This window comes from Lactobacillus sp. XV31L, from assembly GCF_059900865.1.
The window spans coordinates 1-25,419 of sequence record NZ_JBWXGC010000008.1 but is presented as its reverse complement, the minus strand read 5'-3'; the positions used below and the strand labels follow the sequence as shown (position 1 = coordinate 25,419).

The following is a 25,419-nucleotide window of genomic DNA, read 5'->3' as shown; positions in this document are numbered from 1 at the left end:
AAAAGACCAAATTTTCGTAAGTTTTTTAAAAGAATAAATTTAATAAAGTTCTTTGCAAGGTCAAAAGCTGGTCCAAGCTCTTGCCTAGCGACTAATATTAATTCATTGCCGGTTTTAGTAATAGCATGGTTTTAAATGTCAGCGGATTCTGCACATATTATTCCAGTCTAATCACAATTTTGTCGTTTTTACGAAAAAAAAACAGCTCCAACATTGGAGCTGTGGTAGATTATTTGCTTTTGAAGCTGTTGTTTTCGACTTGCCGGATGAAGTCAGCCAAATGCTTGTAATAAACGTTAGGATTATCAACCATATGGTGGTGTCCGCCATCAGGAGTTGTTACTAAGCGAGCATTAGGTATTTCTTTTTCCATAATCTTGGCTGTGGAAATCGGCATCGTTTCATTTTCGCCAAAGGTAATCAGGGTTGGCACCTTGATATTTTTGAGCTGGTTTCTGAAATGCCATTCTTTCAGCTTACCTGTGATGACAAATTCGTTATCACCTTGAAAGGCCTGGTAGACACTGCTGCCACCGATGTCTTTTAGGTGGTATAGCTTGGAGGGTTGTTTACGGTCGACAAAGTTGATGTTTAAAATGTTGACATCGTCCTGGTAGCGTTGGTTGGCGTAATCGTTATTTTGCTCGCACTCATGCATGAAGTCGATCTCGCTTTGAGGTAGAACTTCCTGCCGCCGCCGGTTGACTGCATCCACGTATTCGTTAATCTCGTCAACCATCGATGAAATAATGGCGCCTTTCAAGTGGTCGCCATATTTGACCGCATATTCTTGGACTAAAAGTCCGCCCCAGCTTTGACCGATCAGGTAAAAGTGGTCCAGTCCCAACTTGGAGCGAACCTCATCTACTTCATCTAAGAAGTATTCGTAAGTAAGGTACTTTTGTGCAATCTGGGGGTCAGAGTAATCTGGCTGGTCAGAATAAAGCGAGCCCAGTTGGTCGTACATGGTTACTTGGACATCTAGCCCCTGCTTTTTAAGCTGGTCAGCTGTGTCTTCCCAGTACTCATGATTGCCTCCGGGACCGCCGTGCAAGGCAAGCAGGTGGATATTGCCATGCCCTTGTGTGTTGGTCCAAAGGTGGTAACCGTTGTCTAACGTGATGATTTTGCTACCTGTTTTCATATAATTCTCCTTTGTTTAACGCTTATTTTCTATTTTAGCTCATCTATAATTGAAAACAAAACTAAGTGCTGGAACCAGCCTGTCCACTGCAGCGCGCACAATATTCTGATGTTTACTGAAAAATGTTTTTGGGTGAAATAAAAAATATTTTCCATATTCTTTTCACTGCCGCAATTTTAAAAAACACCTTGGTGAGATATTTCGGTGTAAAATAATTAAAGGAGGAGACCTTATTATGAATTTTTATACGCTTAAATATATTGAACAAAATCAAAATACTAGTAAGACGATTTTATATGCATTAATTGCAGTTGCTGCTTTAACCATGATTGCTTTTATCGTCCTGTACTTGCGCCATCGCTTCGACACACGCTATCGCGACTTAGGTATTATTGCACTGCTCTTTTTATTATTGTTTGTCGGTACGCAATATGAAAAATATGTCCAAACTAATGTAAATAAGTCGCAAACTGAACAAATAGCACCCTTTATTAAGGCAGTGGCTAAGGATCATGGCGTGTCTGATCAAGATGTGCTGGTTAGTTCAACAACATTGCGCGACGGCATTATTGTTAGGCTGAATTCAAAGGACACCGATTATCAATTGAATTTGAATGATGACAATAACAGTTATTCTTTGACTAAAGCACATGTTATTAACCATGAAGTGAACGTCAAGAATTAGGAGGAAATCAGTATGGATTATACGCAACTTTTTATTAAATTTGTTTTAGGTGTGTTAACGTTAATTTTTCAAATTAACGTTTTTGGCAAGAGCAACATTGCGCCAACTACAGCCCTGGACCAGCTCCAAAACTACGTTCTTGGTGGCATTATTGGTGGTGTGATTTATAATGCCAATATTTCCGTTCTGCAATTTTTGCTTGTATTAATCGTCTGGACCTTGGTTGTCTTTATCTTGAAGTTCGCCCGTGAGCACAGCAACTTTGTTCGCGGTATAATTGATGGTAAACCGATCCAAATAATTAAAAATGGTCAAATCTTGGTCAATAACTGTTTAGCTGCTGGCCTATCCGCTAATGAATTGATGTTCAAATTGCGCAGTCAGGGGATATATTCCATTGAAGCAGTCAAAAATTGTATTTTTGAAAAGAATGGCCAATTAACAGTCATCAAAAAGGATGAAAAAGACCTCCGCTTCCCATTAATTAGTGACGGCCAAGTCAACCAAGAGGTTCTAGAATTAATTGACAAAGATGAAGACTGGCTGAATGCGCAAGCTAAAGCTGCCGGCTTCAGTGATACTAAAGATGTTTTCTTGGCCGATATTGAAAAAGACCAGGTGGCCTTCACCGGTTATAACCAAAATAAGAAAGAGAAGTAAATGGAAAATTTGTCTAAGGCTCAAAAATTAGTCAATGCAGCTGACGTTATAATTGTTGTTGCCGGCAACGGCTTGGCTCAAATAGAGGGCCTGGACCTCCTAGGTCAAGAATCTTTTGATCAGAACTTTCCTGAGCTGGCACAAGCAAACAAGGTGCATTCAGTGGGAGCCGCCCTTGACCTCAAGTCGCAGTCGTGGGCCAAGCAGTGGCGCTTGTGGAGTGAATTGATTAATCATTATTCGCTTGCTTATCAGCCTAGCCAAACTATGAGGGAACTTAAACAGTTGCTGGGGCAGAAACAATATTTTATTGCAACTTCAACTTTTGGTCATTTTTTTGAAAGTGCCGGGTTTAACGACAAGCGTATTTTCAATGCCTTTGGCGATTGGACCATGATGCAGTGCTCAAGTGGCGTTAACCATGGACTTAAAGATGATCGTGAACTAGTTAAAAAAATTGTTGCTCCCAAAGACCAACCAGCAATGGATGAACTTGTGCCCAAGTGCGAGGTCTGTGGGCAAGCAATGGAGATTCACATGCCGCTTAGTGATCATTTCTACCCAGAGACTGATGCTAATACCCGTTTTCGTTGGTTTTTAACTGGTAACGAAGAGGAAAAGGTGGTCTTTTTGGAACTAGGCGTTGATCAAACAAGCCCGCGGCTGCTGGAACCGATCATTCATCTGGTTGAGCAGTTTCCGCAATGGTCATACGTGGCAGCTGACTTAAAGCAAGATATGCTGCCTTTGAAAATCCAAGGGCGTAGTGCTGGTGTGAATGCTGATACAAAAACTTTGCTGCACGGTTTAAGCAAAAAGCAGGAGAGGACTCAATGAGTATTTTTATCAAGAATGGCCTTTTGCATGTATCCGGTGCTCAAGAAAAGATTCGGGGCAAGGGTCAGGAACGCCCGGCCTTTATCCAAGACTATACGATGCTCGATATCGAAACTACTGGCCTTAATCCCTATCGCGATCATGTCACCGAACTTGGTGCAATTAAAGTGCGCCAGGGCCAGATCGTAGATGAATATAGCCAGCTAGTCGTATACCCGCGTTCTAACCGGGTGCCTGCCTTTATTACCAAGCTTAATGGCATTACAGAGGAGATGCTCCTTAAAAAGGGGATACCAGTCAAAGCCGCAATGACTGAATTTCGCCACTTCATTGGTGATGACATCATTATTGGTTATAATGTCAACTTTGATCTGAACTTTTTGTATGACTTAGCTCATAAGTTCAAGTTGCCTGAATTAAGCAATGATTATGTGGACGTGCTGCGCTTAGCTCGTGTATACTATCCACGCCAGCACAACCGCTTGCTTGACTGCTTGCAGCGTGCTGGCATTGCAAAAACAGAGCAGCACCATGGTCTAGCCGATTCAATTGACACGATGAAGGTTTACGATGACTTTCGCGAGCACTTTGATGAGCAGCTGCTTCAGCAGGCCCAAGCCCAAATTAAGAATAAGGACTTGCTAGTGGAAGAACTAGAAGTTTGGGAACGTGGTTTCCGTAACCCAGTCAATAACAAAAAAATTGCCTTTGCTGATGAGCTAGGGATGGATAATGAGGAAGCAGCATTGATGGTCAATAATATGGGTGGTCAGGCTCATTCGACTGTTCAAGCCGATACGGATTATTTGATTTTGGATGATAAGGGCTTTTTCAGTAAAAGCAACAAGGCTTGGCAAAGGGCCCAAGAATATAACCAGGCTGGCAGCAAGATTAAGCGCTTGTCTGAGAGTTATTTCCTGAATATGATTGATGAATGGGCCCGAAATTAAGTCAAACAAGAAGCAAGAGTAATCTTGCTTTTTTTGGCTACATATTGCAAACAAAAGTTCGATTAGCTATACTTAATGATCATTAAGCAAGGAGCATTTTGAATGGCACGCAGGCGAAGAAGACGAAGCAGAAGAAACAGTGGCAATGACTTTTGGACAATGGTAATCATTATCCTCTTTTTCTTGTGGTTCGTTTCGACCAAAGGCGGTGCAGACCCAAGCGGTCATCAGACCGTTGAGCAGATAACCAACCAGCAAAGTACCAGTCATAAAGCTGCTAGTGTTAATAAGGCCAAGCCCGCTGGCAAGGTCTATGGTGGTCTGTCCAAGCAGGACTATGAAAAGCTAGCGCAACTAAACTTTAAGAGTGGTCAATCCGCTTATATTCCTATTAACAATGACAAATCCACTCTGATCAAGAATGCTTGGCGGGTCAACCGCGTTATTTACGCTAACCTAGACGGGTTAAACCGCACATCGCATTCTAATACTGCTTTTTTAGAAAAACGCAATGTTGCCAATGATAGTTTACGCGTGCGCCAGTTTGTAGAACCCACAGGCTGGCACTATAACCGTCGTAATGGGGAACAAATATATAATCGGGGTCACCTGATTGCCTATTCGATTTCTGCTGGTATTGATTTGACTGGCAACTATAATCCCAACAACCTGTCTGGCGACCAAAACAATCCTAAAAACTTGTTTACCCAGTCCGCCTTTTCCAACCAACGGGTTCAGACTATTTTTGAAAGGCGGGTGCACCAGGCCTTACGCCAGAATAAGCGGGTGATCTACCAAGCGACCCCCATCTTTCGGGAGGATGAGTTGATGGCTCGGGGCATTAACTTGCAAGCCGTATCAACTGATGGCAGCTTGGACTTTAACGTTTATTTATTTAATATTCAGCCGGGTTTTTCTTTTAATTACCAAAATGGTCGGGCAAAAGTTGACAAAGAGGTGCAAGTTAAAGAAGTGAATTACTAGCAAGGCTACTGCATGGGCAGTGGTCTTTTTATTTATAAATAAGAACTGGTCTAAGTAGGAACCCAAATAATATTGAATGATTGGAATTAAAAAGCGTAATGGGAGGGAAAAATTATTTTTGGAAAATAAAGGGTGCAAAAACAGAACAATAAAATGTAATGCTTCATAATAATTCATCTTTTTTGTCCAAAAATTAATTATTGTGCTATAAAAGTCCACCGCCTTGGGCAAACTACGAATTTTTGTGAAGTATGAATAGTTGTGTTCGACTCAATTTTATCTTAAAATTAAGTCGATAAATCAATTAGCAGGTAAAGCAATATTAATATAGTGGTACGGAGTTTATGGATAACAACAAATTTGTTGAAGTTAAGAACCTCAGGAAAGTCTATGATAATGGTCATGAAGCCATTAAAAATGTCAGCTTTTCTGTAAAAAAAGGTGACCTTGTTTGTCTCTTAGGTCCTTCAGGTTGTGGTAAAACGACGATCTTAAACATGATCGCAGGGTTGCTTAATCCGACGTCGGGCGAAATTCTCTTTGATGGCAAGTCGATGGTGAATGTTGCGCCCAAGAATCGTCATATTGGCTATGTTTTTCAGAATTATGCTTTATATCCGCATATGACTGTTCTGCAAAATGTAATGTTTCCGCTTGTAGTAGGCAAGAACAAGAAGACTAAAGAAGAAGCCCAAAAGATAGCCGAAAAGTACATGGAATTGACCCAGATTAACGAACTAGCTGACCAGAAGCCAGGCAACTTATCGGGTGGTCAACAGCAGCGAGTGGCAATTGCCCGGGCGTTAGTACAGGAACCTCAGATTTTATTGATGGACGAACCTTTGAGCAATTTAGATGCCAGGCTGAGACTCAAGATTCGGGAAGAAATTCGTTCACTGGTTAAGTCAGTAGGCATAACTACCCTATTTGTCACTCATGATCAAGAAGAGGCACTGTCGATTGGCGACAAAATCATCCTGTTTAATGATGGCGTTATCCAGCAGGACGACCAGGGCGAAAGCTTTTATCTAGACCCGTCCAATTACTTCGTTGCCAACTTTGTCGGCAATCCGGTAATAGATAACTTTAAAGTGACCAAGACAGACGATGAAATCAAGGCAAGTGACTTCACGATTAAACTTGCTGACTTAGACCAGTCCCGCTTCAAACATCCGCTGGCAAATGGACAATATACTCTCTCTGTGCGGCCCGAAAACATTTTGCCTGACCCAGAGGGTTTTCTTCATGCAAGGATTGACGATGTGGAATTGATTGGGCGTGAACGGATTCTTAAGTTTACCTATGACCAAGTTCAGATTCGCTCTTTGGTTAGCTTGGAATCATCCGTTAAAGCAGGTGATCAAATCAGCTTTCAAATGCGACTCAATCGAATATTTCTCTTTACACCGCAAGGGGAGCGCGTTTACTAATGAAAACTAACCAGAAAAAAGCATGGCTTTTTTTAGCGCCAACGATTATTTTTGTCACTTTATTCAGCATTTATCCAATCTTGCGTGCTTTTGGCATGAGTTTTCAAAAGGGCTCTTTGATTGACCTAAATTGGGCTGGCCTCAGTAATTACCAGTACATCTTCAAAGACCCAGAATTTTGGCAGGCGATTAAAAATACAGTCATCTATGCTGTGGTTTCGGTTCCTATTGGTTTGGCCATTTCGATAATGCTGGCCTGGATCATTTTTGATAAGGTCAAACATAAGAGCTTTTTTGAAACTACTTTCTTCATGCCTTATGTGACTTCAACTATTGCAATTGGAATCGTCTTTCGTTATATCTTTAATGGCGACTATGGCATGCTCAACTTCTTGCTTAGAAGTTTGCATTTACCAGCACCTGATTGGATTGATGATCCGGCAATGTCGCTCACAACCATCATCATTTTTGGTATTTGGACCTCCTTGGCCTTTAATATTGTCATCTTGATGGGTGCTTTGCGCAATATTGACCCGAATTTTTATACGATGGCTGACATGTATGGTGCCAGTGGCAAGGACAAGTTCTGGCGCATTACCATGCCTGAATTAGTTCCAACGATTGCCTTTTTGCTAACAATGAACATTATTGGGTCCTTTAAAATCTATACTTCGGTTTATGCCTTATTTAATGGCCAAGCTGGAGTGGGTAATTCCGGTACTACTGCAGTCTTCTATATTTACAATAAGTTCCAGATTGTTGGTACCCCGGGTGTGGCAATGGCAGCAACGGTTGTCTTATTCATCATCATCCTGTTTGCAACTTTCTTGCAACGCAAGATGATGAAGAAGATAGGAGAAAATTAGATGAAACGGATTCGCATAGGTGTTTTGGTCAGTTACATTATTTTGTTCATCTTCGCTGTAATCACAATTTTTCCCTTTATTTATATGATTTTGGGTGGATTGATGAACTTTCAAGAAACAACATCAATTCCCCCAACCTTGATTCCGCACCACTTTGAATGGTCTAACTATGCTAAGGTTTTTGCCCGGGCGCCATTTGCCCGCTACTTCTTTAATACCGTTTTGACAGCTAGTGTGACTACGATTGTCAGTTTGTTTAATTCATTGCTTGGTGCCTTTGCCATGGTCAATCTGCGCTTCAAGGGTAAGGGAATAGTGCAATTGGTTCTTTTGTCCTTGCTCATGGTGCCAGGTGAAGCCATTATTTTTACCAATTACAATACGATTGCCCATATGGGCCTGCTTAATACCTACATTGGTTTGGTTCTGCCATTTTTGACCTCGATTTTCTACATGTACTACTTGCAGAGTTATTTCGGCTCAATTTCAAGTACCATCTACAAGGCAGCCATGATTGATGGGGCGAGTGACTGGGACTACATTTGGAAAATTTTGGTACCGATGTCTAAGGGCGGATTGTTTACTGTTGGTCTGCTCAGCTTTATTTCAGGATGGAATTCGTTCCTCTGGCCACTCTTAGTTACTAATGAAGATACGATGCGGCTTTTAAACAACGGTTTGTCGGCCTTTGCGTCTGATGCAGGCAGTGAAACCCAGTTGCAGCTTGCTGCGGCCACCTTGACTGTCTTGCCAATTTTGATTTTGTACTTAATTTTTAGAAAACAAATTATTAAAGGAGTGGTACGCAATGACCTTAAGGGATAAGACCCAGATTACTTTTTATAACGGCCTAACGACAATTGGTGGACCGATGATTGAAGTAGCTTATCGTAAGTCACATGTTTTATTCGACTTGGGTGAAGTTTACCGGCCCGAACTCGCCTTGCCTGATGAAAAGTACCAGACACTAATTGATAATCAGCTGATTGGCGATGTACCAGACTTCTATGATTCCGAGCTAACTGGTCAAGCAATTGATACTGAACGCTGGGAACATGCGGCGGCTTACATCTCCCACTTGCACCTTGATCACAGCAAGGCAATGAACTTTTTGGCACCTGAAATTCCCCTTTATGCAGGACCAATTACAGCACAAATGCTGCCACCGCTCAATGAGCAGGGGGATTTTTTATTGCCTGCAGCTGGCCATGATGCTAGTTATGTGCGGCCTATTATAGCTGCTAAATACCGCGAGCCAATACATGTGGGCGATATCACCCTTGAAGTTTGGCCTAGCGACCACGATGCATATGGAGCCACTGGTTTAATTATTACCACTCCAGACCAAAAAATTGCTTATACTGGTGATATTCGCCTGCATGGCTACCACCCTGAATGGGTCCACCAGTTCCTGGCAGCTGCCAAGAACTGCGATGTTTTCATTATTGAGGGGACAGGTGTTTCCTGGCCAGAAGAAAAGCATGATCAAGAAAGCGAAGAATTCACGGGTCCGCGAAATGAAAAGGAATTGATTGCTCAGATTGTGCAGCTGCAAGAAGATAATCCCCAACGCCAGATTACCTTTAATACATACCCGACCAATGTGGAACGGCTTTTACGGATTATAGCTGATTCGCCGCGCCAGGTTGTCTTGCATTCAGGGCGTGCTCACTTGCTTAAGGCTTTGGGAACAGATTATCCGTACTACTACTTGCCAGGGGAGAAAATATTTGCCGATCTTAAGCCGGAATTGGCTGTTCCATATGAGGAATTGCTTAATGACGATCACGAATACCTCTGGCAAGTAGTTGGTGACTATGCTAGTTTACAAGCGCGGGGTCTCTATATTCATTCTAACGCCGAACCGCTAGGTGACTTTGACCCGGCTTATAAACCGTTCTTGCAGGATTTAGCGGATAAAAATATTGAGTTCAAGGCTTTGCGCTGTTCCGGCCACGCAGACGAAAAAGAACTCAAGGAAATTATTGGGGAAGTTCAGCCAAAATTGCTGATACCGGTGCACACATTGCATCCGGAGCTGGAAGAGAACCCATTTGGAAAACGGATTTTACCAAAGCGCAATGAAACAATTACGCTTTAGTGAATCAAAATTGTTGTTTAGTTTTTATTTTTTGGGAGGTTTTACCAAATGAAGTTTAGTAGGAAACTTGCGGCTGTTTTTGCCGTTGGATTAACACTGGTTGGCACTGCTGCTTGTTCGAATGGCAGCAAGTCTTCTTCGAGTTCTGACTCGGAAAAGATTGCCAAAGTATCAAAGAAAACCAATATTGTTTTCTGGCATGGTATGACAGGTGTACAGCAAGATACTTTGAAAAAGTTGACAAAAGAGTTTGAACAAGAAAACCCTAAGATCAAGGTCAAGCTTGAAAATCAAGGCGCATATCCGGACTTGCAAGCCAAAATCAATTCGACTTTGCAGTCACCAAACAACTTGCCAACTATTACTCAGGCATATCCGGACTGGCTTTATACCGCGTCTAAGAATAAGATGTTGGTTGACTTGACGCCATACATTAATAATAAAGATGTTGGTTGGGGCAGTGCTAAGGCTTCTGATATTAAGCCAGCGCTTTTAGATGGTGCTAAGATTTCTGGTACCCAATATGGAATTCCATTTAACAAGTCAATTGAAGTCTTAACCTATAATGCTGATCTCTTTAAGAAGTATGGCATTAAAAAAGCGCCAGCTACAATGGATGAATTGAAGCAGGATGCCCAAATTATCTATACTAAGAGTAAGCACAAGGTCGTTGGTGCCGGCTTTGATGCCTTAGCTAACTACTATATTTTAGGAATGAAGAACAATGGGACTAACTTCTCCAGCAAGGTTGACTTTGCAGGAGACAAGTCTAAGCAAGTTATTAACTACTATGCTGACGGTATTAAGAAAGGCTACTTTAGAGTAGCAGGTTCAGAGCACTACTTGTCAGGACCATTTGCCAACCAAAAGGTAGCAATGTATATTGGTACTTCTGCTGGTGAAGGATTCGTCAAGCAAGGCGTAGGCAACCGGTTTACTTATGATGTAGCACCGCGTCCGGGCAAATACACCATGTCACAGGGTACTGATATTTACATGTTCAATCATGCAACAGCTGAACAAAAATCTGCAGCCTTTACCTATATTAAGTTCCTCGTGTCAAAGTCCAGCCAACTTAAGTGGGCAAATGCAACAGGTTACATTCCAGTCAACCAAGCCGTAGCTAATTCGGCAACATACCGGAACAATAAAAAGCTTAAATTGCCAGCTAAACTGGAAAGTGCAATGCAGAACCTCTACAGTGTTCCCGTTGTCAAGAATGCTGGTGCTGCGTATGGCCAACTTAGCCCAATCATGCAAAATATTTTTGCAGCTGCGCAAAAGCACCAAGATGTGAATAGCGCCATTAATACAGGCAAGTCAAAGTTTGATGCTGCTTGGAAACAATAAAAACTAAATAACAAATTGATTTAAAAAGACTTGTCTTGAAGGCAAGCCTTTTTGTTTGCACGAAACAGATTGAAAGGGAAACAAAATTTTAGCAAACTGCTGAAAAAACGGATAAAGCCGAACTTTTACAATAAAACATGATAAAAACAATAAAAAAAGCGAATTTTAAGTCAAACTATTATTGTATTCCGTAACTTGCTGCTATAAAATAATAACCAGCGCTTGCTAGATGATGATGAGCAGCACGTAAATACTTTTGGAGGAAAACATTATGATTCGCGGTAAAAAGCTGGTAGTTCTTCTTGCTCTAGGACTAGTATTAGTAGGGACTGCTGCTTGTTCAAAGAATTCGACTTCGAATTCCACTAAAATACCCAAGGTGACAGCCAAAACAACGGTGGTCTTTTGGCATGGCATGCAGGGAGCCCAAGAAAAGGCCCTGAAGACTTTAGCAGCCGACTTTGAAAAGACCCATCCTAAGATCAGGATTAAACTTGAAGAACAGGGAAGCTATGATGATTTGCAAGCAAAGTTGACTTCCACTTTGCAGTCTCCGCGCAACTTACCAACCATTACCCAAGCATATCCGGGTTGGCTCCGGAGTGCTGCACAAAATAAGATGTTGGTTAATTTAACACTATATATTAATAGCGAAAAAGTGGGTTGGGGTGGCAAGTCTGCTTCTGGCATTAAGAAGGAAATGTTTGCAGGCGCTCAGATCGATGGCGTTCAATATGGTATTCCCTTCAACAAGTCAATTGAAGTCTTGATTTATAATCCAACCATGCTTAAACAATATGGAATTAAGAAGGCACCCCAGACAATGGCCGAATTAAGTCGGGCGGCTCGGACAATCTATGAAAAGAGCAAGCACCAAGTGGTGGGAGCTGGCTTTGATGATTTAAATAATTACTATGCTTTGGGCATGAAGAACCAAGGACAAAACTTTTCTAGTAAGATTGACTTTGACGGTCCCCAATCTCAAAAGCTGATTAATTTTTACGTTGCTAGAATAAAGGCTGGCTACTTAAGAATGCCAGGTTCAGACAAGTACCTTTACATTCCATTTACCAACAATAAACTAGCAATGTTTGTGACGTCTTCCTCAACGGAGACCTGGATCCAACAAGCTGCCCAAAAGGGCTTTAGATATGAAGTGGCAGCCCGCCCTAGCAAGTATACGATGCAGCAGGGAACAGACATATACATGTTTAATCATGCCAGTGCAATGCAAAAGGCTGCAGCCTCCAGTTTATGAAGTTTCTCTGCGAGCAGAAAAATCAGGTTAAGTGGGCTAAGCAAACAGGCTATATACCGGTTAATGAAAAGGCAGCCACTTCAAAGGCATACAAGGCTAACAAGAAGTTTAAATTGCCGGCTAAATTGGAGGAAATCTTAGCCAGCAACTCGCTATACAGCATTCCTGTAATTAAAGATTCTAGTGCAACCTTTAGTCAATTAACGCCAATTATGCAATCCATTTTGATTTCTGGTCAGAAAAACCGGAATGTGGACAAGGCAATTAAGGCAGGTAAAACTAAGTTTGATGCAGCTTGGCAACAATAAATAATAAAGATTTGACAATCTCTTAAAAAAACGGGCTCATGCCCGTTTTTTATTGGTCGTTTTCCACTTGAATGTTAAGATATTATAGGTGCAAAACTGACAAGGCTGCCAGTTAAATTTAATAGCCTGGGGTGTAAAAATGATTAAAGAGCAAAAGTTTCCGGTGGAAACCAAGTATAGATGGTACGATATCAACAATCTAAATGAAGAAGACAGCGAAAAGCTGCAAGATGAATTCAACTTCACTCCAGAAATGATTTCATATATTTCTGACCGTCATGAGCGACCACACTATGATTATGACACACACACGCATATACACTTGCTGGTTTACGATGTGCCAATTTGGCCTACCAAATCGATTATGCATTTTACGGCCCACCCGGTTACCTTTTTAGTTTTGGAAGAGAATATTTTTACCTTTCATATAGAAGCGACCAGCTATGTTTTTGATGAATTCAATGACCTGCCGATGCGTCAAGAGCTTTCTAAGGCTCAGGATGTGACAGAATTGTTGATGAAGTTTTTGCTGTTTTCGTCGCAATACTTCCAACGTGCAGTTATGCAGCTGGATGTTCAGCGCAACAGCTTGGACCAGAAATTGTCTGATAATATCGATAATAAGGACTTGGTCAAACTATCAAATATTGAGAAGAGTCTAGTCTACCTGTCAAGCTCAATTCAAACCAACTTGATGATGCTGCATAGTCTGAAGCTATCCCAATTAGACTTTACCAAGCAGGCACGTGAGCGGCTGGATGATGTTTTAATTGAATCTAACCAGTCCGCAGAAATGGTTAAAATTTCACAGCAAGTTACCAATACACTTTCGGCAACGTCAAACAACATGATGAATAATAATCTGAACGACACGATGAAGTTCTTGACGGTTTGGTCCCTGGTTTTAACTGTTCCGACCATTTTAACTGGTTTTTATGGTATGAATGTCAGTCTACCGGTCGGGCACAGTTCTTCTGATTGGATTATAATAACGGTTATAATGATTTTCTTAATGGTTTGGCTGATTTTCCTAATGAAGCGACACCATTTCTTTTAGATGAGGCAGACTAATGAAAAACAAGATTCTTATTGGCTCACTAATCACCACGCTACTGGCATTTATGCTTTATTCAGCTAGCCTAAAAAGGACAGAAAATGCCAATTTAGCAGTCGAGGGTCCCAAGCAAGTTATTAAGACTAAAAAAGGCAAGGTGGTCCACGAGCCCAAAGTGGCCCGAGTTGAATATTCTACTCAGGTTAAGGTGGCTGCAGGCAGTGACAAAAAGTGGGCAAATAAGGTTGCGCGAGTAATGGGCAAAGACCAGAGTTATCAGGTAGTTGTCCAGGATCTGCAAACTGGCAAGTTCGCACAGGTGGCTAACTCCTCGCAAACACATGGTGTGTGTGGGACGAGTCGCCTGTTCTTGCTGGCAGCAATTTCCTACCAAGAGCAACATGGCAAATTGTCTGAACATACAGTTGTTAAAGTTAAAAAGGTTGATCGCGCTAAGGGTGAACGGATGCTTCAACCAGGCATTGGTTATGGTGTTTCTTATTTAAAGCAGTCAATGATGCGGGGCAGTAAAACCGCTGGCAATGCTTTAGTGCGCAAGATTAAGCCAGCAAACCTTGAGCGGATTATGCACAAGATGGGCGGCGTCAACACGAAATTTAGCAAAAAATATACGTCTAGCCCAACGAGCAGGACAACAGCAGTCGACTTGGCCAAGGTGATGACTAACCTTTATCGGGATAAAACACTGAGTCGGCAATATTCTAATCAGGTCTTAAGTGCACTAAATGAGGTTAAAAATAAGGCTAAGGTGGTTCGGTCTGCTAGTGGCTTGGTTTATGGCATTGGTGACGAAAAATCTAGTGTTGCATTAGTTCAATCCCACGGTCATGCATACTGTATCAGCGTGTGGAGCAATAATGACCGCAATTTTGTCAAGCTAGGCAAGAAAGTGGCGAGTTTTTTTAAATAGAATAAATGCAAAAGCAGGCAGTACTTACTACTGAATAAAATGAGGCCCAATTTTGATAAAAGGGCCTATTTATCTGTTTAAAAATAATTTACAGTTTGTAGATTGTATTCTTCAAGATGTAGTGTTATATTGTACTCTGTATTATTTAAAGGAGGGGTGAAATTGGTCAAAAAGAGAAGTCTTGACTTGGATAAAGTGATTGCTAAGGCGGCAGAGATGATTAGGCGAGAAGGCTTGTCTGCAACTACTCTGCCCGGCCTAGCTAAGCAGCTAGGCGTTCGCTCACAGTCTCTTTACCATTATGTTTCAGGCCGCAAGCAGTTATTATCGCTTGTTGGTGCTAGCAGAATTAAGACCTTAAGGCAGCAGCTAGTTGAGAACTTGATGGGGCTTTCGGGTGAAGATGCCTTGCTTAGGTTTGCGGATATTGTTCGTAATTTTATTTTGGATGATCCTGCATTATTCAGCATTCTCTACCACCTCAATGAGTATAAGCGTGATGATGCCATTACCAAAGAGATTATGAATGTGATTGCGCTGGCTGATAAGTTGAACCTTCGCAGTGACAGTACAGTTTCACTCCATTCCTTAATTGGTGCGGTGCTTGGCTACGTTTTCTTAGATGTGTCTGCGTCATTTGCGGGTGAAACTGCTGCCGAGGCCAACCAAGGGTACCATGAACTGATTTTGCAACTAGTTCTACCTAAAAATATTTTGCAAGATGAGAGAGGATAAGCAGAGTGCAAAAACTATTAAAGAACCATATATTTTCATTAATTGCATGGATTTTAATTTTAATTATTTCAGTTGTGGCTTTGCCTGACATTACGGGGTTAACACGCGAGCACTCAAATGTTTCCTTACCCGCAGACGTTCAAAGTGAAGTCGCACAGTCCATTCAAAAAGAGTGGAAGTCGACCAAAAAAGACACGTATGAAATTGCTGTTGTCTTCAATAAGAAAACGGGCAAGTTGACGCCAGATGATGAGCAGGCGATTAACGCTACTGTTGCCAGTTTGAAAGAAAACAAGGATAAGTACGGCATCAAAGATGTTCTGGCTCCTGATGACAATATCGCAACCCGCAAAAAACTCAAATCAAAAGACAATACGACATGGGTGATGCAGATTAACGTTGCCAAAAAACATGGCCCAATCAACGAAGTTGACAAGCAGATCACTAATGCGGTTAAGACTGCTGGGATTCGGACCTACGTTACAGGTGCAGACGTTTTGCAAAACGCCTTTTCAAATGCGATTCAAGAGGGCATCAAGAAGACAGAGGCAATTACTATTGTCTTCATCTTCATCGTTTTGGTTATTGTCTTTAGATCGCCAATCGTGCCGTTGATTTCGCTACTTACGGTAGGCGTGTCCTTTATCACTGCTTTTTCGATTGTGACCAACTTAGTTAAATACCAGAATTTCCCGTTCTCCAACTTTACCCAAGTCTTCATGATTATTGTTTTGTTCGGAATTGGTACTGACTACAATATTTTACTCTATGATAAATTTAAGGAGAACCTGGGCTTGGGTCTGGACCGCTATAAAGCTATGAAAGATGCCTTGAAGGTGGCGGGCAAGACTATTCTTTATTCTGGTTCATCGATTTTAATTGGCTTTTCCGCATTGAGCCTAGCCAACTTTTCAATTTATCGTTCAGCCGTGGGCGTAGCAGTTGGGGTTGCTGCCTTGCTGCTCGTGCTGCTGACACTAAATCCGTTCTTTATGGCAGTTTTAGGTGAAAAAATGTTCTGGCCAGTAAAGAAATTTACTGGTGAACATGAAGATAAGTTATGGCATGGCATATCGAAAGGCACCTTGGCTCACCCGATTATCTACTTAATTGTATTGGCAGTTGTGGTGACGCCATTTGGGTTAATGTACACGGGTCACTTAAACTATGATGATACCGATGAAATTGCTGATAGTGTTCCAGCTAAGGCTGGGATGTTGGTGGTTGAAGATCACTTTTCACAAGGAATGGCAGAACCATCAACCTTGTACATTAAGAGCAAGCACCGGCTTGATAATGAGGCAGACTTAAAGCTGCTTGATCAATTAACCAGACAGCTCCAGGCAACCAAGGGCGTTTCCTTTGTTACTTCAGTTACCCAGCCATATGGTGAAAGCATCGATCAATTATATGTTAAGAACCAGCTAAATACAGTCAACCAGGGAGTTGATCAAGCACGTGCTGGGCTAGGCAAGCTAAGCAAGGCAAGCAAAAAGCTGGGCTCAGGAGCTAGTCAATTAGCCAGTGGTACTGGTCAGTTGCAAAGCGGCACAGGTCAATTGCAAAGTGGTGCAGGGCAACTGCAAAGTGGCACAGGTCAGCTCCAAAATGGTGCAGGTCGTTTGCAAAATGGCGCAGGCCGCTTGCGAAGTGGTACGCAGCAAATGACTAGTGGCCTTAACCAATTAAATTCGCAACTAGCTAATGGAACTAAAGGCATGGCAGCTGCTCAGCAACAAGCAAAAGCAACTTTAGAAAAGAGTTACAAGGAAAATCTGACCAAGAGCATTGGCAGCATCCCAGGAATGACCCAGCAGCAAAAGATGGCCGCTATGCAGGCTGCCGGTGCCGCACTAGAAAAGTCCTGGGCACAAGCTTCTGCTGCTATGCCAGACGTTTCTAGTCAAATGGGCCAGTTGCAATCTGGCGTCGGCAGGTTAGCAACTGCATCAGGCCAACTGAATAGCGGGGCATCAACTCTGAATGGTGGCCTTGGTCAGTTTAACTCTAGCATTGGCCAGTTAAATTCTGGTGCAAGCAGACTGAACTCCGGTATCGGTCAATTGAATTCTAGCGCTGGCCAACTCAACAAGGGTGCGGGCCAACTAGCTAATGGCATGCCTAAGATTACTTCAGGCGTTGATGACGTTAACAGTGGATTAGGCCAAGGGGCCTCGTATTTAACTAGCTTGGCTAGCTCTTCTGCTGCAGATACCTTCTATATTCCTAAAGAATTTATCAAAAACGACATGTTCCAAAAATCAATTAAGAATTACCTCAGTCCTGACAAGAAGTCAGCAATGATGTTTGTAGTTTTTGATTCAAACCCTAGTGCTACTAAGGCGACGAAAAAGTCGCATGACCTTAGTTTAACGGCCCAAAAGATGCTTGCTGGCACTAGACTTGACCAAGCAACAGTCGCTATGGGCGGACAAAGTTCTAAGATTGCCGACGTTAAAGATGTAGCTAACAAGGACTTTATTAGAACTGCAGCTATCATGTTAATTGGTATCGGCATTGCTTTGATCTTTGTTACCCGGTCGCTTTTGCAACCACTGTATATTTTAGGGACTCTGCTCATTGCTTACTTCTGCTCACTGTCAATTAGCGAGTGGGTAGTAAAAGCCACTTTGGGCAAGAGCATGCTGACTTGGAATACGCCTTTCTTCGGCTTTATCATGCTGATTGCATTGGGAGTTGACTACAGTATCTTCCTGATGACTCGTTATCGCGCCCTTGAAGGTGGCAGACCGAGTGAACGGATATTGAAGGCGTGTGGCATTATCGGAACAGTTGTTGTTTCGGCTGCAATTATCTTAGGCGGTACCTTTGCCGCGTTGATCCCATCTGGTATCCCAACATTGATTGAGGTTGCCTTGGCAGTAATCATTGGCCTGGTTATCCTGGTCTTTATCATGCCAGTCACCTTGTCAGCCGGCGTTAAGCTAACTTATGAAGGTATTCACTGGAATAAGGGCAGGCACGTCAAAAAATAATAATTTTGCTAAAAAGGAAGATTGAAAGTACTCATATTAGTGTTTTCAATCTTTTTTATTATCTAATTACTTGCAAAGCCAACCTAAATTAATTCCAAATGTGTGACAAAGAAGTTTTTTTATTGTACTTTTTGTTTTATGATTAACTTACTAAGTATTAACAGGAGTAAAGGGAGCATAATTATGACTACTTGTCCAAATTGTGGCCAGCCAATTGCAGATACAGATAAATTTTGTCCAAATTGTCGCTTTAACCTGCAAAAGTATCGTGACACCTTTTTTTCAGATGAACACCAGCAGGCCAGATATGAAAATGAGGAAACGGGCAAGAAGATTGTTAGCCGGAAAATTTATCGGCAAGAATTTTACCCTGAAAAGCAAAACCTGATCGTTCAAAGGATGCTGGAATGGATTCGCGCTAACAGTATGATTGTCTTTTTGCTGGGAATCTTGCTCCTACTAGTAATGAGTTTTTCACGTAGTATTGGCTGGATCAGCTTCTTTGCCTTACTGATTTGGTTGTATCTTGTCTGTACGCATGATGAAAAAATTGAGCGTTACACTGTTGATAAGCGACTAACTGAAAAGTTAAACCAGGTTGCTTCTAACATGTTTAATAATGTTGAAGAAACAAAGGAAAAAAGCAAGTTTGCTTCTCATAGCCGCAGGCAAGCTGGGGAAACAGCCGATGTTAAGCGGCACTTTAATTATGTGCAGCTTCTAGTAGTGCTAATGGCTGCAATTAATCTCATTGTCATGTTTGCAGGATCAGGTGCCTCGGTTGTAGACGTTGCTTATACTGGCAAAATGTCAATAACGCGGGTTATATTCAACTTGGCTGGCCGCTTGTTTTCATCTGGAACAACCTTCTTGTCTGGCATCTTGCTTTGCATAATTTGGCTGCTCATTGTTCTTATTCCCTTGCTAGTCATATATGGAACTTTGAAAGGCAGCAAAAAGGACAAACTTTTCGCCTTTATTCTATCTCTTATCGAAACGATCTTTTTGGCCTATTTAATCCTCCGTATAGTGAATGGTTCCCCTGTTGACAGAGGTTTCTTGAATAGTATTACCAGAGAACTGCTGCTTTATGCAGTCTCAATTGGAACATCAACTTACTTCTTAATATTAGCCAGTTTCATGACCACAGTGCTAGCTGGCTACAACTTATTCAGTAAAAAATACCGCAAGCAATAAAAAACTGGGCTTCACTGTGAAGTCCAGTTTTTTGGTTTTATTAAATTAAAGTTACTTAGTTGGCATATCAATTACAAGGTGTTCATTAACAAAGGCCATCATGCCCAAGTCACTTAGTTCGCGACCATAGCCGGACTTCTTCACACCACCAAAGGGCAATTCGCCGGAACTGATCCAGGTACCATTAATGACGGTCATACCCGTTTCGATTTGAGCTGCAACCTTTTGGGCATGCTCAACGTTGGCACTGATAACTGAGGACCCTAATCCATAGCTTGAGTCGTTGGCCAGTGCAATAGCTTCATCTTCGTCTGCAACTTCATAAACAATTGCAACTGGGCCAAAGAATTCTTGGTCAAAAGCAGGATTGTCCTTGTCAACATTGGTTAAAATCAATGGGCGGAAGAAGGCACCTTCAGAGTTGATTTCAGGATATTGGTAGTAGACTTTGGCCCCTGCAGCAATAGCTGCTTCAACTTGCTTAGTCAATTTTTCTTTAGCTCCTGCAGAATTCATTGGCGGCAAGCTTGTATTAGAATCTAGGGGATCACCTGGCTTGAGACTAGCAAAGCTTTCCGTTAGTTCATGCAGCACTTCGTGATAGTGCGACTTAACAGTAATGATTCGCTTGGATGAGGTACATACTTGGCCAGCATTGTATGTCCGAGCAGACTTCAGCGCCTGTTTGAGCACTTTAGGATCAGCATCATCCAGGATAATGAAGGCATCGTTGCCACCAAGTTCCATAGTTGATTTTTTCAGATTCTTGCCAGCAGTTTCTGCAACCGAAGCGCCCCCACGTTCTGAACCAGTCAGAGCCACGCCTTGGACACGCGGGTCCGCGATAATTGCATCTAGTTGATCATAGCTAGGATATAGGTTGATTAAGCTGCCTTCAGGAGCGCCAGCTTGTTTAATGATTTTGGCAGTCAAAGCAGCAGAACCAGGAACATTATGTGCGTGCTTAAGCAAAATAGGATTCCCAACGATGAAATTAGGTGCAAAGACGCGGATTACCTGATAAAGAGGGAAGTTCCATGGTTCGCAAGCCATAATAACACCGGTTGCTTGCTTAAGGTAGTAAGCATTGCCTAATTCTGAGTCAATTGGCTGCGGCTTCAGCATTCCTGGACCATGGTCTGCATAATAATCACAGATTGAAATACATAAATCAACTTCACCCTTTGATTCTTCAATCATCTTGCCCATTTCACGGGTCATTATTTCAGCCATTTCGTCCTTGTGCTCACGCAATTTTTCTGCAACTTGGTGCAGAATCTTAGACCGGCTTTCGGGACTTTCGTGACGCCATTTTTTATATAGGGCATGGGCTAGGTCAAGGGCCTCTTCAATTTGACTGGATGTTGGATTGTCATAATTGGCAAAGTTTTCATTAGTATACGGGTTAATTGATTGATATTTAGCCATACTGTTATCTCCTTAAAACTATTTTTTAAAAGAATAGTACATTTAATTTCTGTGTTAATTATAAAACGTTTTCACTGAAGACAACAATTATTGGCTCAGCTTTTACTAATTATTAATAAGTAAGTTTGCCTCGACAGCGTTAAATCCCAAGCTAAATTGCGCCGGCAAGATAGGTTAAAGATGTCATTAGGTATTGCTTGGCATAAGCCATTGCATGCTTGTTTCCAGGGATTATTTTGAGGTCAACGCCATGTCCATTTTTAGCCAGCCGGTTGACGAAGGCCAGCAGGTATTTAACAGGAGTAAGTTCGTCAGTAGAGTTAATCATTAGTAGTTGGGTCAACTTTTGGTAGTCATATGCCTCAGCATCGAGCTTGTTAAATATTTTAGGGTCATTTTGCCCGGCGTAAGTCAGAGCAAAATACTTGTAAAAGGAGGCATTGATATCATCTGGCTTGGTTAAGCCGAGTTCATTTTGAGCATCAACTGCAGGTTTGACACTAGTATGATCGTTCATCCAATCTGAGTAGTTAACAGGGGCAGACCAGGTAACAGTGAGAAACCCATACTTGCCAGCCAGATAAAGTGCCATCACGCCGCCACTGCTGGCCCCAATTTGCGTGACTTTCTTGTCTGCACCAGAAGCTTGGTGGATGTAACTGCTTTTAAGCAGCCACTTGACAAAGTTATCGCTGTCCTGGTGGGCCGCCGGATACGTATATCTAGGTGCAAGGGAGTAATTGGGAATAAAAACAGTAAAACCCTGGTCAGCAATCTTAGAGCCTAAGTCTGTGAGATCCTCTTTGTCGCCGCGAATCCAGCCACCACCATGCCAGAAAAGCAGTACTCGGTCGTTGCTTTTATTGGCATCAGGCATGTAGATGTCGACTGCCAACTGCTTTTGTTTGTCGTAAATAATGTTGTTCATAATTTTAGTCATTTGTATGCCTCTTTCAACTTCAGTTTTTAAGATTATTATAGTTTAAAAAAGGGACATAAATCATTTTTATTTCAAGTAAGCATTTGTTGTAAGATATTGTTAAAGTGCAGATTTCTTTTTGCTCTAAAAGTCAATATGTAGGTAAAATGATTCAACTCAAACTTAAGCAAGCAGTTAATATCTTTGAAGTAGCAGGGATGAACCAACAAAACTGGCTAAAGTTTTTTGTTGGTCGCACCATTACGATTAGTTAATTATAGTTATTATTATATTTAATATCCTTAAAACCTAATCATGGGCTGCTTTTTTTGGTAAAATGAAGCGTAATACTGGAGGTAAACTATGCATCTGTCAGCTAAAGCCAGTCGCAGGTTAATCAACATTCTAACCGTAGTCAGTGGGATCATCATTGTTTTATTATGTATTTACTGGTACCGGTTAGGGATCTTTACCAGCCAAGCAAAGATGAAAGCATACTTGGCGGATAAAATGATTATTGGACCGGTGGTTTTTGTTTTAATTCAAATAATTCAAGTGGTTATTCCCATCATTCCTGGGGGCGTATCGCTTCTAGGAGGAGTCATTTTCTTTGGGCCTGTAGCCGGATTTGTGTATAACTATGTTGGCGTCTGTGTGGGGTCAATTATCAACTTTTTCTTGGCCAGGTTTTATGGCCGGCCCTTTATCTTGCATATTGTTTCTGAAGATACGCTTGATAAATATATGAAGTGGACGAAAAACCAGCATAAGTTCAACTGGTTCTTTGCAATCTGTATCGTAGCCCCGATGTCTCCAGATGATGTGCTTTGCCTGCTAGCAGGGCTGACTGACATGAAGTTTTGGACCTACTTTTGGATTATTATTTTGGGTAAGCCCTGGACAATTGCGGCCTATAGTTTTGCTCTTAAGTTCGGAATGGGCTGGCTGCTCAAACTGGTTGGCAAATAATGACAGCTCAGATTTACTTGCGGCCCTTCAAAGCAAGCGATGCACCGACACTGTTGAAGTGGGGACAGGACAAGTACTACCAGCAGATGGCTGGCTTTGGACAGTATCGAAATATCGCAGATGCAGAAGTGGCTGCAGGCCAATATGCAGCTAGAAAGTATAGCTATGCAGTTTGCTTTGATAGCGCTACTAGTCCGATTGGCTTAGTTGAGTTGTATGAGCGGGGAACTAATGAACGAGACCTGCTAAAAACTAAAGAAGTTGGCTTTCTGCTGGATAAAGACTTTTCTGGGCACGGCTACATGACTGCAGCGCTGAAACTACTATTTGACTTTGCTTTTAAGCAGTTAAAGCAAGAAGAAATCTGGGCCGGCACGTTCAAGCAAAATGACCGCTCGCAAAAGTTACTCAAACGGCTAGGCTTCAAATTTATGTATGCAGTTGATTTGGGTCAAATTACCGACTTATTTAATTATGAGGAAAAATACTATCTGCTAAAACGAGAAGAGTGGCTGACCAGCACTAATGATAAATAAAAAGGAAGAGTATCTCTTAAAGACTCTTCCTTTCTTCTCTTTTGGCTTGTTAAATGAGATTATTAATAGCTTTTACATGTTAAAAAATACTATTTGCGTAAATAGAGAAAATAGCTTAAAATAGTTGCAAACACGGAATCCTTAGATTGTTTTACAGAGAGTTCGCATTTTGGTGCAAGCGAACAACGATCGTTTCCAGATTCTATCAAGTGGGTAATTAACAATTACACGGGTTTGCGGCACCGTTATCGCTAAAAAGAGTGCAGCTGCTTTTGGGTGGCTGAAACTGGGTGGTACCGCGAAGCCAAGTAGAGCCAATTCGTCCCAAGAGAGGGATGAATTGGCTTTTTTTATGGAGGTTGAAAAATGCTAGATATTAAAGTGATTCGGGAAAAGCTGCCATGGGCAAAAGAAAAGCTTGCTACAAGAGGCATTAAACCGGAAGAACTAGATGAATTAATCAAGATTGACGAAGAGCGACGTCAAGGTCTCAGCCGCAGCGAACAACTTAAAGCACAACGCAATAAGGTTTCCAAGGCGATTGCCCAAGCTAAGCGCAATAAGGAAGATGCTGCGAGTGCAATTCAGGAGATGCGTGAAGTTGGTGCACAGATTAAGGAATTGGACGACCGTGTTAACGACCTGACTGCCAAACAAAAGCATATATTGCTTAGACTACCTAATTTTCCAGATGATTCTGCTCCAATTGGTCCAGATGAAGACTATAACCAAGAGGTCCGCAAGTGGCACGATCCCCAAAAACTATCTTTTGAAGCAAAGGCGCATTGGGAAATTGGAACAGATTTAGATATTTTAGACTGGGACCGCGGGGCCAAAGTTTCTGGCGCACGTTTTGTCTACTACAAGGGCGCTGGCGCACTGCTTGAACGGGCAGTATTCAACTTCTTCTTAGATGAGAATTCTAAGGCTGGTTACACGGAAATAATCCCACCTTACTTGGTTAACGATGATTCGATGCAGGGAACGGGCCAGTTTCCTAAATTCCGCGAAGATGTCTATACGATTGTTGATAATGATAATCCGGACAAACCCCGTGACTTAACCTTAATTCCGACTGCAGAGGTTCCACTGGTTAACTACTTCCGTGACGAAATAATTCACGAAGATAAATTACCAATCAGTGTTACTGCTCTTTCTCCTGCGTTTAGAAGCGAAGCTGGGTCTGCTGGCCGTGATACGCGGGGATTAATTAGAATGCATGAATTTAGAAAGGTTGAAATGGTCAAACTCTGCAAACCAGAAGATTCATGGAACGAACTGGATAAATTGACAGCTAACGCTGAACATTTGCTGCAAAAGCTGGACTTGCCTTATCATGTGGTTGCCTTATCAACTGGAGATGCCAGCTTTACAAGTGCCAAGACTTATGACTTGGAAGTTTGGATGCCAAACCAAAACAAGTACCGTGAGATTTCCAGTTGTTCAAACTGTACTGATTTTCAAGCTCGTCGTGCGCAAATACGATACCGGGATGAGGATGGCAAGCTGCAATTAGTGCATACGCTAAATGGATCTGGCTTAGCTGTTGGCAGGACTGTTGCTGCCATTTTGGAAAATTACCAAAATGAAGATGGTACAGTTACGGTACCTGAAGCTTTAGTGCCATACATGAACGGAATGAAGAAAATTACCAAGGAAGCTAGTTTAATATAGAATAAAAGGAGGAACTTTTAGTATGGTTCCTTTTTTATTCGTAAAAAAGCAATTTTTTTGTGAGCTAAAATGGGCCCCTAAACGCGATATTACGAATAATCTATCATAAAATAGCGCCAGACTGGGTGAGTTCAGGGTTAATAGTTATTAGAAAAACTAATTTTGCATCTTATTAGTGTAAATAACGAACAAAGTAGTCAATTTGACGAAAAAAGTTAAAAAGTGTAAAGTGTTATCTGTGCTTGAGCCAGTCAACAAAGTTAGCAACTCAGGCACCACTATCTTAAGCAAAAGCGCTTGACAAAGAAGAGCAGCTTTAGTAAGATAAAAAGCGCTGTTGTTTAATAAAGAGCAAGAGCGGGCCGGAAAAAAGTCCTTGACAAGAGGATAAAGAACTGGCAAAATAT

At 41.8% G+C, this 25,419-nt stretch carries 22 protein-coding genes and 1 pseudogene; 19 read left to right on the top strand and 4 right to left on the bottom strand.

Translation table 11 applies throughout. The features are described from left to right. Nucleotides 1-229: 229 nt before the first annotated feature. Nucleotides 230-1,144 (bottom strand): proline-specific peptidase family protein, encoded by a 915-nt coding sequence (locus AC2JF7_RS06430; protein WP_500727869.1) that lies wholly within the window; start codon nucleotides 1,142-1,144, stop codon nucleotides 230-232. 235 nt (nucleotides 1,145-1,379) lie between these two features. Between AC2JF7_RS06430 and AC2JF7_RS06425 the strand changes: the two genes are divergently transcribed. The 16 genes and pseudogenes from AC2JF7_RS06425 to AC2JF7_RS06350 all read left to right on the top strand — a co-directional run bounded on the left by AC2JF7_RS06425 (nucleotide 1,380) and on the right by AC2JF7_RS06350 (nucleotide 19,486). Continuing rightward, the gene (locus tag AC2JF7_RS06425; protein ID WP_500727868.1) at nucleotides 1,380-1,829 is read left to right on the top strand and encodes a DUF3290 domain-containing protein; all 450 of its coding nucleotides are present in this window, start codon (nucleotides 1,380-1,382) and stop codon (nucleotides 1,827-1,829) included. Nucleotides 1,830-1,841: 12 nt separating this feature from the next. Continuing rightward, nucleotides 1,842-2,489 (top strand): DUF421 domain-containing protein, encoded by a 648-nt coding sequence (locus AC2JF7_RS06420; RefSeq protein WP_500727867.1) that lies wholly within the window; start codon nucleotides 1,842-1,844, stop codon nucleotides 2,487-2,489. Beyond that, on the top strand, nucleotides 2,490-3,326 hold the full coding sequence (locus AC2JF7_RS06415) for a Sir2 family NAD-dependent protein deacetylase (RefSeq protein WP_500727866.1): 837 nt from the start codon (nucleotides 2,490-2,492) through the stop codon (nucleotides 3,324-3,326). Continuing rightward, complete coding sequence (locus AC2JF7_RS06410) at nucleotides 3,323-4,276, top strand: exonuclease domain-containing protein (protein WP_500727865.1); 954 nt, start codon at nucleotides 3,323-3,325, stop codon at nucleotides 4,274-4,276. The genes AC2JF7_RS06415 and AC2JF7_RS06410 overlap by 4 nt, the downstream gene beginning before the upstream one ends. A gap of 102 nt (nucleotides 4,277-4,378) precedes the next feature. Beyond that, a complete protein-coding gene (locus AC2JF7_RS06405) occupies nucleotides 4,379-5,260 on the top strand; it encodes a DNA/RNA non-specific endonuclease (RefSeq protein WP_500727864.1) in 882 nt (293 codons plus the stop codon). A 344-nt stretch (nucleotides 5,261-5,604) separates the two neighbouring features. Beyond that, nucleotides 5,605-6,690 (top strand): ABC transporter ATP-binding protein, encoded by a 1,086-nt coding sequence (locus AC2JF7_RS06400; protein ID WP_500727863.1) that lies wholly within the window; start codon nucleotides 5,605-5,607, stop codon nucleotides 6,688-6,690. Further along, on the top strand, nucleotides 6,690-7,556 hold the full coding sequence (locus AC2JF7_RS06395; protein WP_500727862.1) for a carbohydrate ABC transporter permease: 867 nt from the start codon (nucleotides 6,690-6,692) through the stop codon (nucleotides 7,554-7,556). Before AC2JF7_RS06400 ends, AC2JF7_RS06395 begins: the two co-directional genes overlap by 1 nt. Then, nucleotides 7,557-8,381 carry a carbohydrate ABC transporter permease gene (locus AC2JF7_RS06390; protein ID WP_500727861.1) on the top strand — a complete coding sequence of 275 codons (825 nt, stop codon included), beginning with the start codon at nucleotides 7,557-7,559 and terminating at the stop codon, nucleotides 8,379-8,381. It abuts the gene before it with no gap. Then, a complete protein-coding gene (locus AC2JF7_RS06385; RefSeq protein WP_500727860.1) occupies nucleotides 8,365-9,657 on the top strand; it encodes an MBL fold metallo-hydrolase in 1,293 nt (430 codons plus the stop codon). The genes AC2JF7_RS06390 and AC2JF7_RS06385 overlap by 17 nt, the downstream gene beginning before the upstream one ends. 48 nt (nucleotides 9,658-9,705) lie before the next feature. Next, complete coding sequence (locus AC2JF7_RS06380) at nucleotides 9,706-11,007, top strand: extracellular solute-binding protein (RefSeq protein ID WP_500727859.1); 1,302 nt, start codon at nucleotides 9,706-9,708, stop codon at nucleotides 11,005-11,007. A 271-nt stretch (nucleotides 11,008-11,278) separates the two neighbouring features. Continuing rightward, nucleotides 11,279-12,573, top strand: a pseudogene (locus AC2JF7_RS06375) (extracellular solute-binding protein). Between the two features lie 139 nt (nucleotides 12,574-12,712). Beyond that, the gene (locus tag AC2JF7_RS06370; protein ID WP_500727858.1) at nucleotides 12,713-13,630 is read left to right on the top strand and encodes a magnesium transporter CorA family protein; all 918 of its coding nucleotides are present in this window, start codon (nucleotides 12,713-12,715) and stop codon (nucleotides 13,628-13,630) included. Between the two features lie 13 nt (nucleotides 13,631-13,643). After that, the gene (locus AC2JF7_RS06365; protein WP_500727857.1) at nucleotides 13,644-14,558 is read left to right on the top strand and encodes a serine hydrolase; all 915 of its coding nucleotides are present in this window, start codon (nucleotides 13,644-13,646) and stop codon (nucleotides 14,556-14,558) included. 162 nt (nucleotides 14,559-14,720) lie between these two features. Further along, complete coding sequence (locus AC2JF7_RS06360; protein ID WP_500727856.1) at nucleotides 14,721-15,293, top strand: TetR/AcrR family transcriptional regulator; 573 nt, start codon at nucleotides 14,721-14,723, stop codon at nucleotides 15,291-15,293. A 5-nt stretch (nucleotides 15,294-15,298) separates the two neighbouring features. Beyond that, nucleotides 15,299-18,289, top strand: coding sequence for an MMPL family transporter (locus AC2JF7_RS06355; protein WP_500727855.1), 2,991 nt, complete (start codon nucleotides 15,299-15,301; stop codon nucleotides 18,287-18,289). Between the two features lie 183 nt (nucleotides 18,290-18,472). Further along, the gene (locus AC2JF7_RS06350) at nucleotides 18,473-19,486 is read left to right on the top strand and encodes a zinc ribbon domain-containing protein (RefSeq protein ID WP_500727854.1); all 1,014 of its coding nucleotides are present in this window, start codon (nucleotides 18,473-18,475) and stop codon (nucleotides 19,484-19,486) included. 51 nt (nucleotides 19,487-19,537) lie between these two features. On the opposite strand, the gene AC2JF7_RS06345 is transcribed toward AC2JF7_RS06350, so the two are convergent. Then, the gene (locus tag AC2JF7_RS06345; RefSeq protein ID WP_500727853.1) at nucleotides 19,538-20,914 is read right to left on the bottom strand and encodes an NAD-dependent succinate-semialdehyde dehydrogenase; all 1,377 of its coding nucleotides are present in this window, start codon (nucleotides 20,912-20,914) and stop codon (nucleotides 19,538-19,540) included. A gap of 151 nt (nucleotides 20,915-21,065) precedes the next feature. Further along, nucleotides 21,066-21,854, bottom strand: coding sequence for an alpha/beta hydrolase fold domain-containing protein (locus AC2JF7_RS06340; RefSeq protein WP_500727852.1), 789 nt, complete (start codon nucleotides 21,852-21,854; stop codon nucleotides 21,066-21,068). Nucleotides 21,855-22,196: 342 nt separating this feature from the next. Between AC2JF7_RS06340 and AC2JF7_RS06335 the strand changes: the two genes are divergently transcribed. From AC2JF7_RS06335 to serS, 3 genes are all read left to right on the top strand, one after another. After that, nucleotides 22,197-22,802: a TVP38/TMEM64 family protein gene (locus tag AC2JF7_RS06335; RefSeq protein WP_500727851.1), complete on the top strand. Its 606-nt coding sequence runs from the start codon at nucleotides 22,197-22,199 to the stop codon at nucleotides 22,800-22,802. Then, on the top strand, nucleotides 22,802-23,338 hold the full coding sequence (locus tag AC2JF7_RS06330; RefSeq protein WP_500727850.1) for a GNAT family N-acetyltransferase: 537 nt from the start codon (nucleotides 22,802-22,804) through the stop codon (nucleotides 23,336-23,338). Before AC2JF7_RS06335 ends, AC2JF7_RS06330 begins: the two co-directional genes overlap by 1 nt. Before the next feature lie 366 nt (nucleotides 23,339-23,704). Beyond that, nucleotides 23,705-25,012 carry a serine--tRNA ligase gene (gene serS, locus AC2JF7_RS06325; RefSeq protein ID WP_500727849.1) on the top strand — a complete coding sequence of 436 codons (1,308 nt, stop codon included), beginning with the start codon at nucleotides 23,705-23,707 and terminating at the stop codon, nucleotides 25,010-25,012. Between the two features lie 156 nt (nucleotides 25,013-25,168). Here serS and AC2JF7_RS06320 read toward each other — a convergent pair. Then, nucleotides 25,169-25,419: hypothetical protein (locus AC2JF7_RS06320; RefSeq protein ID WP_500727848.1), on the bottom strand; the 251-nt coding region annotated here is incomplete at its 5' end.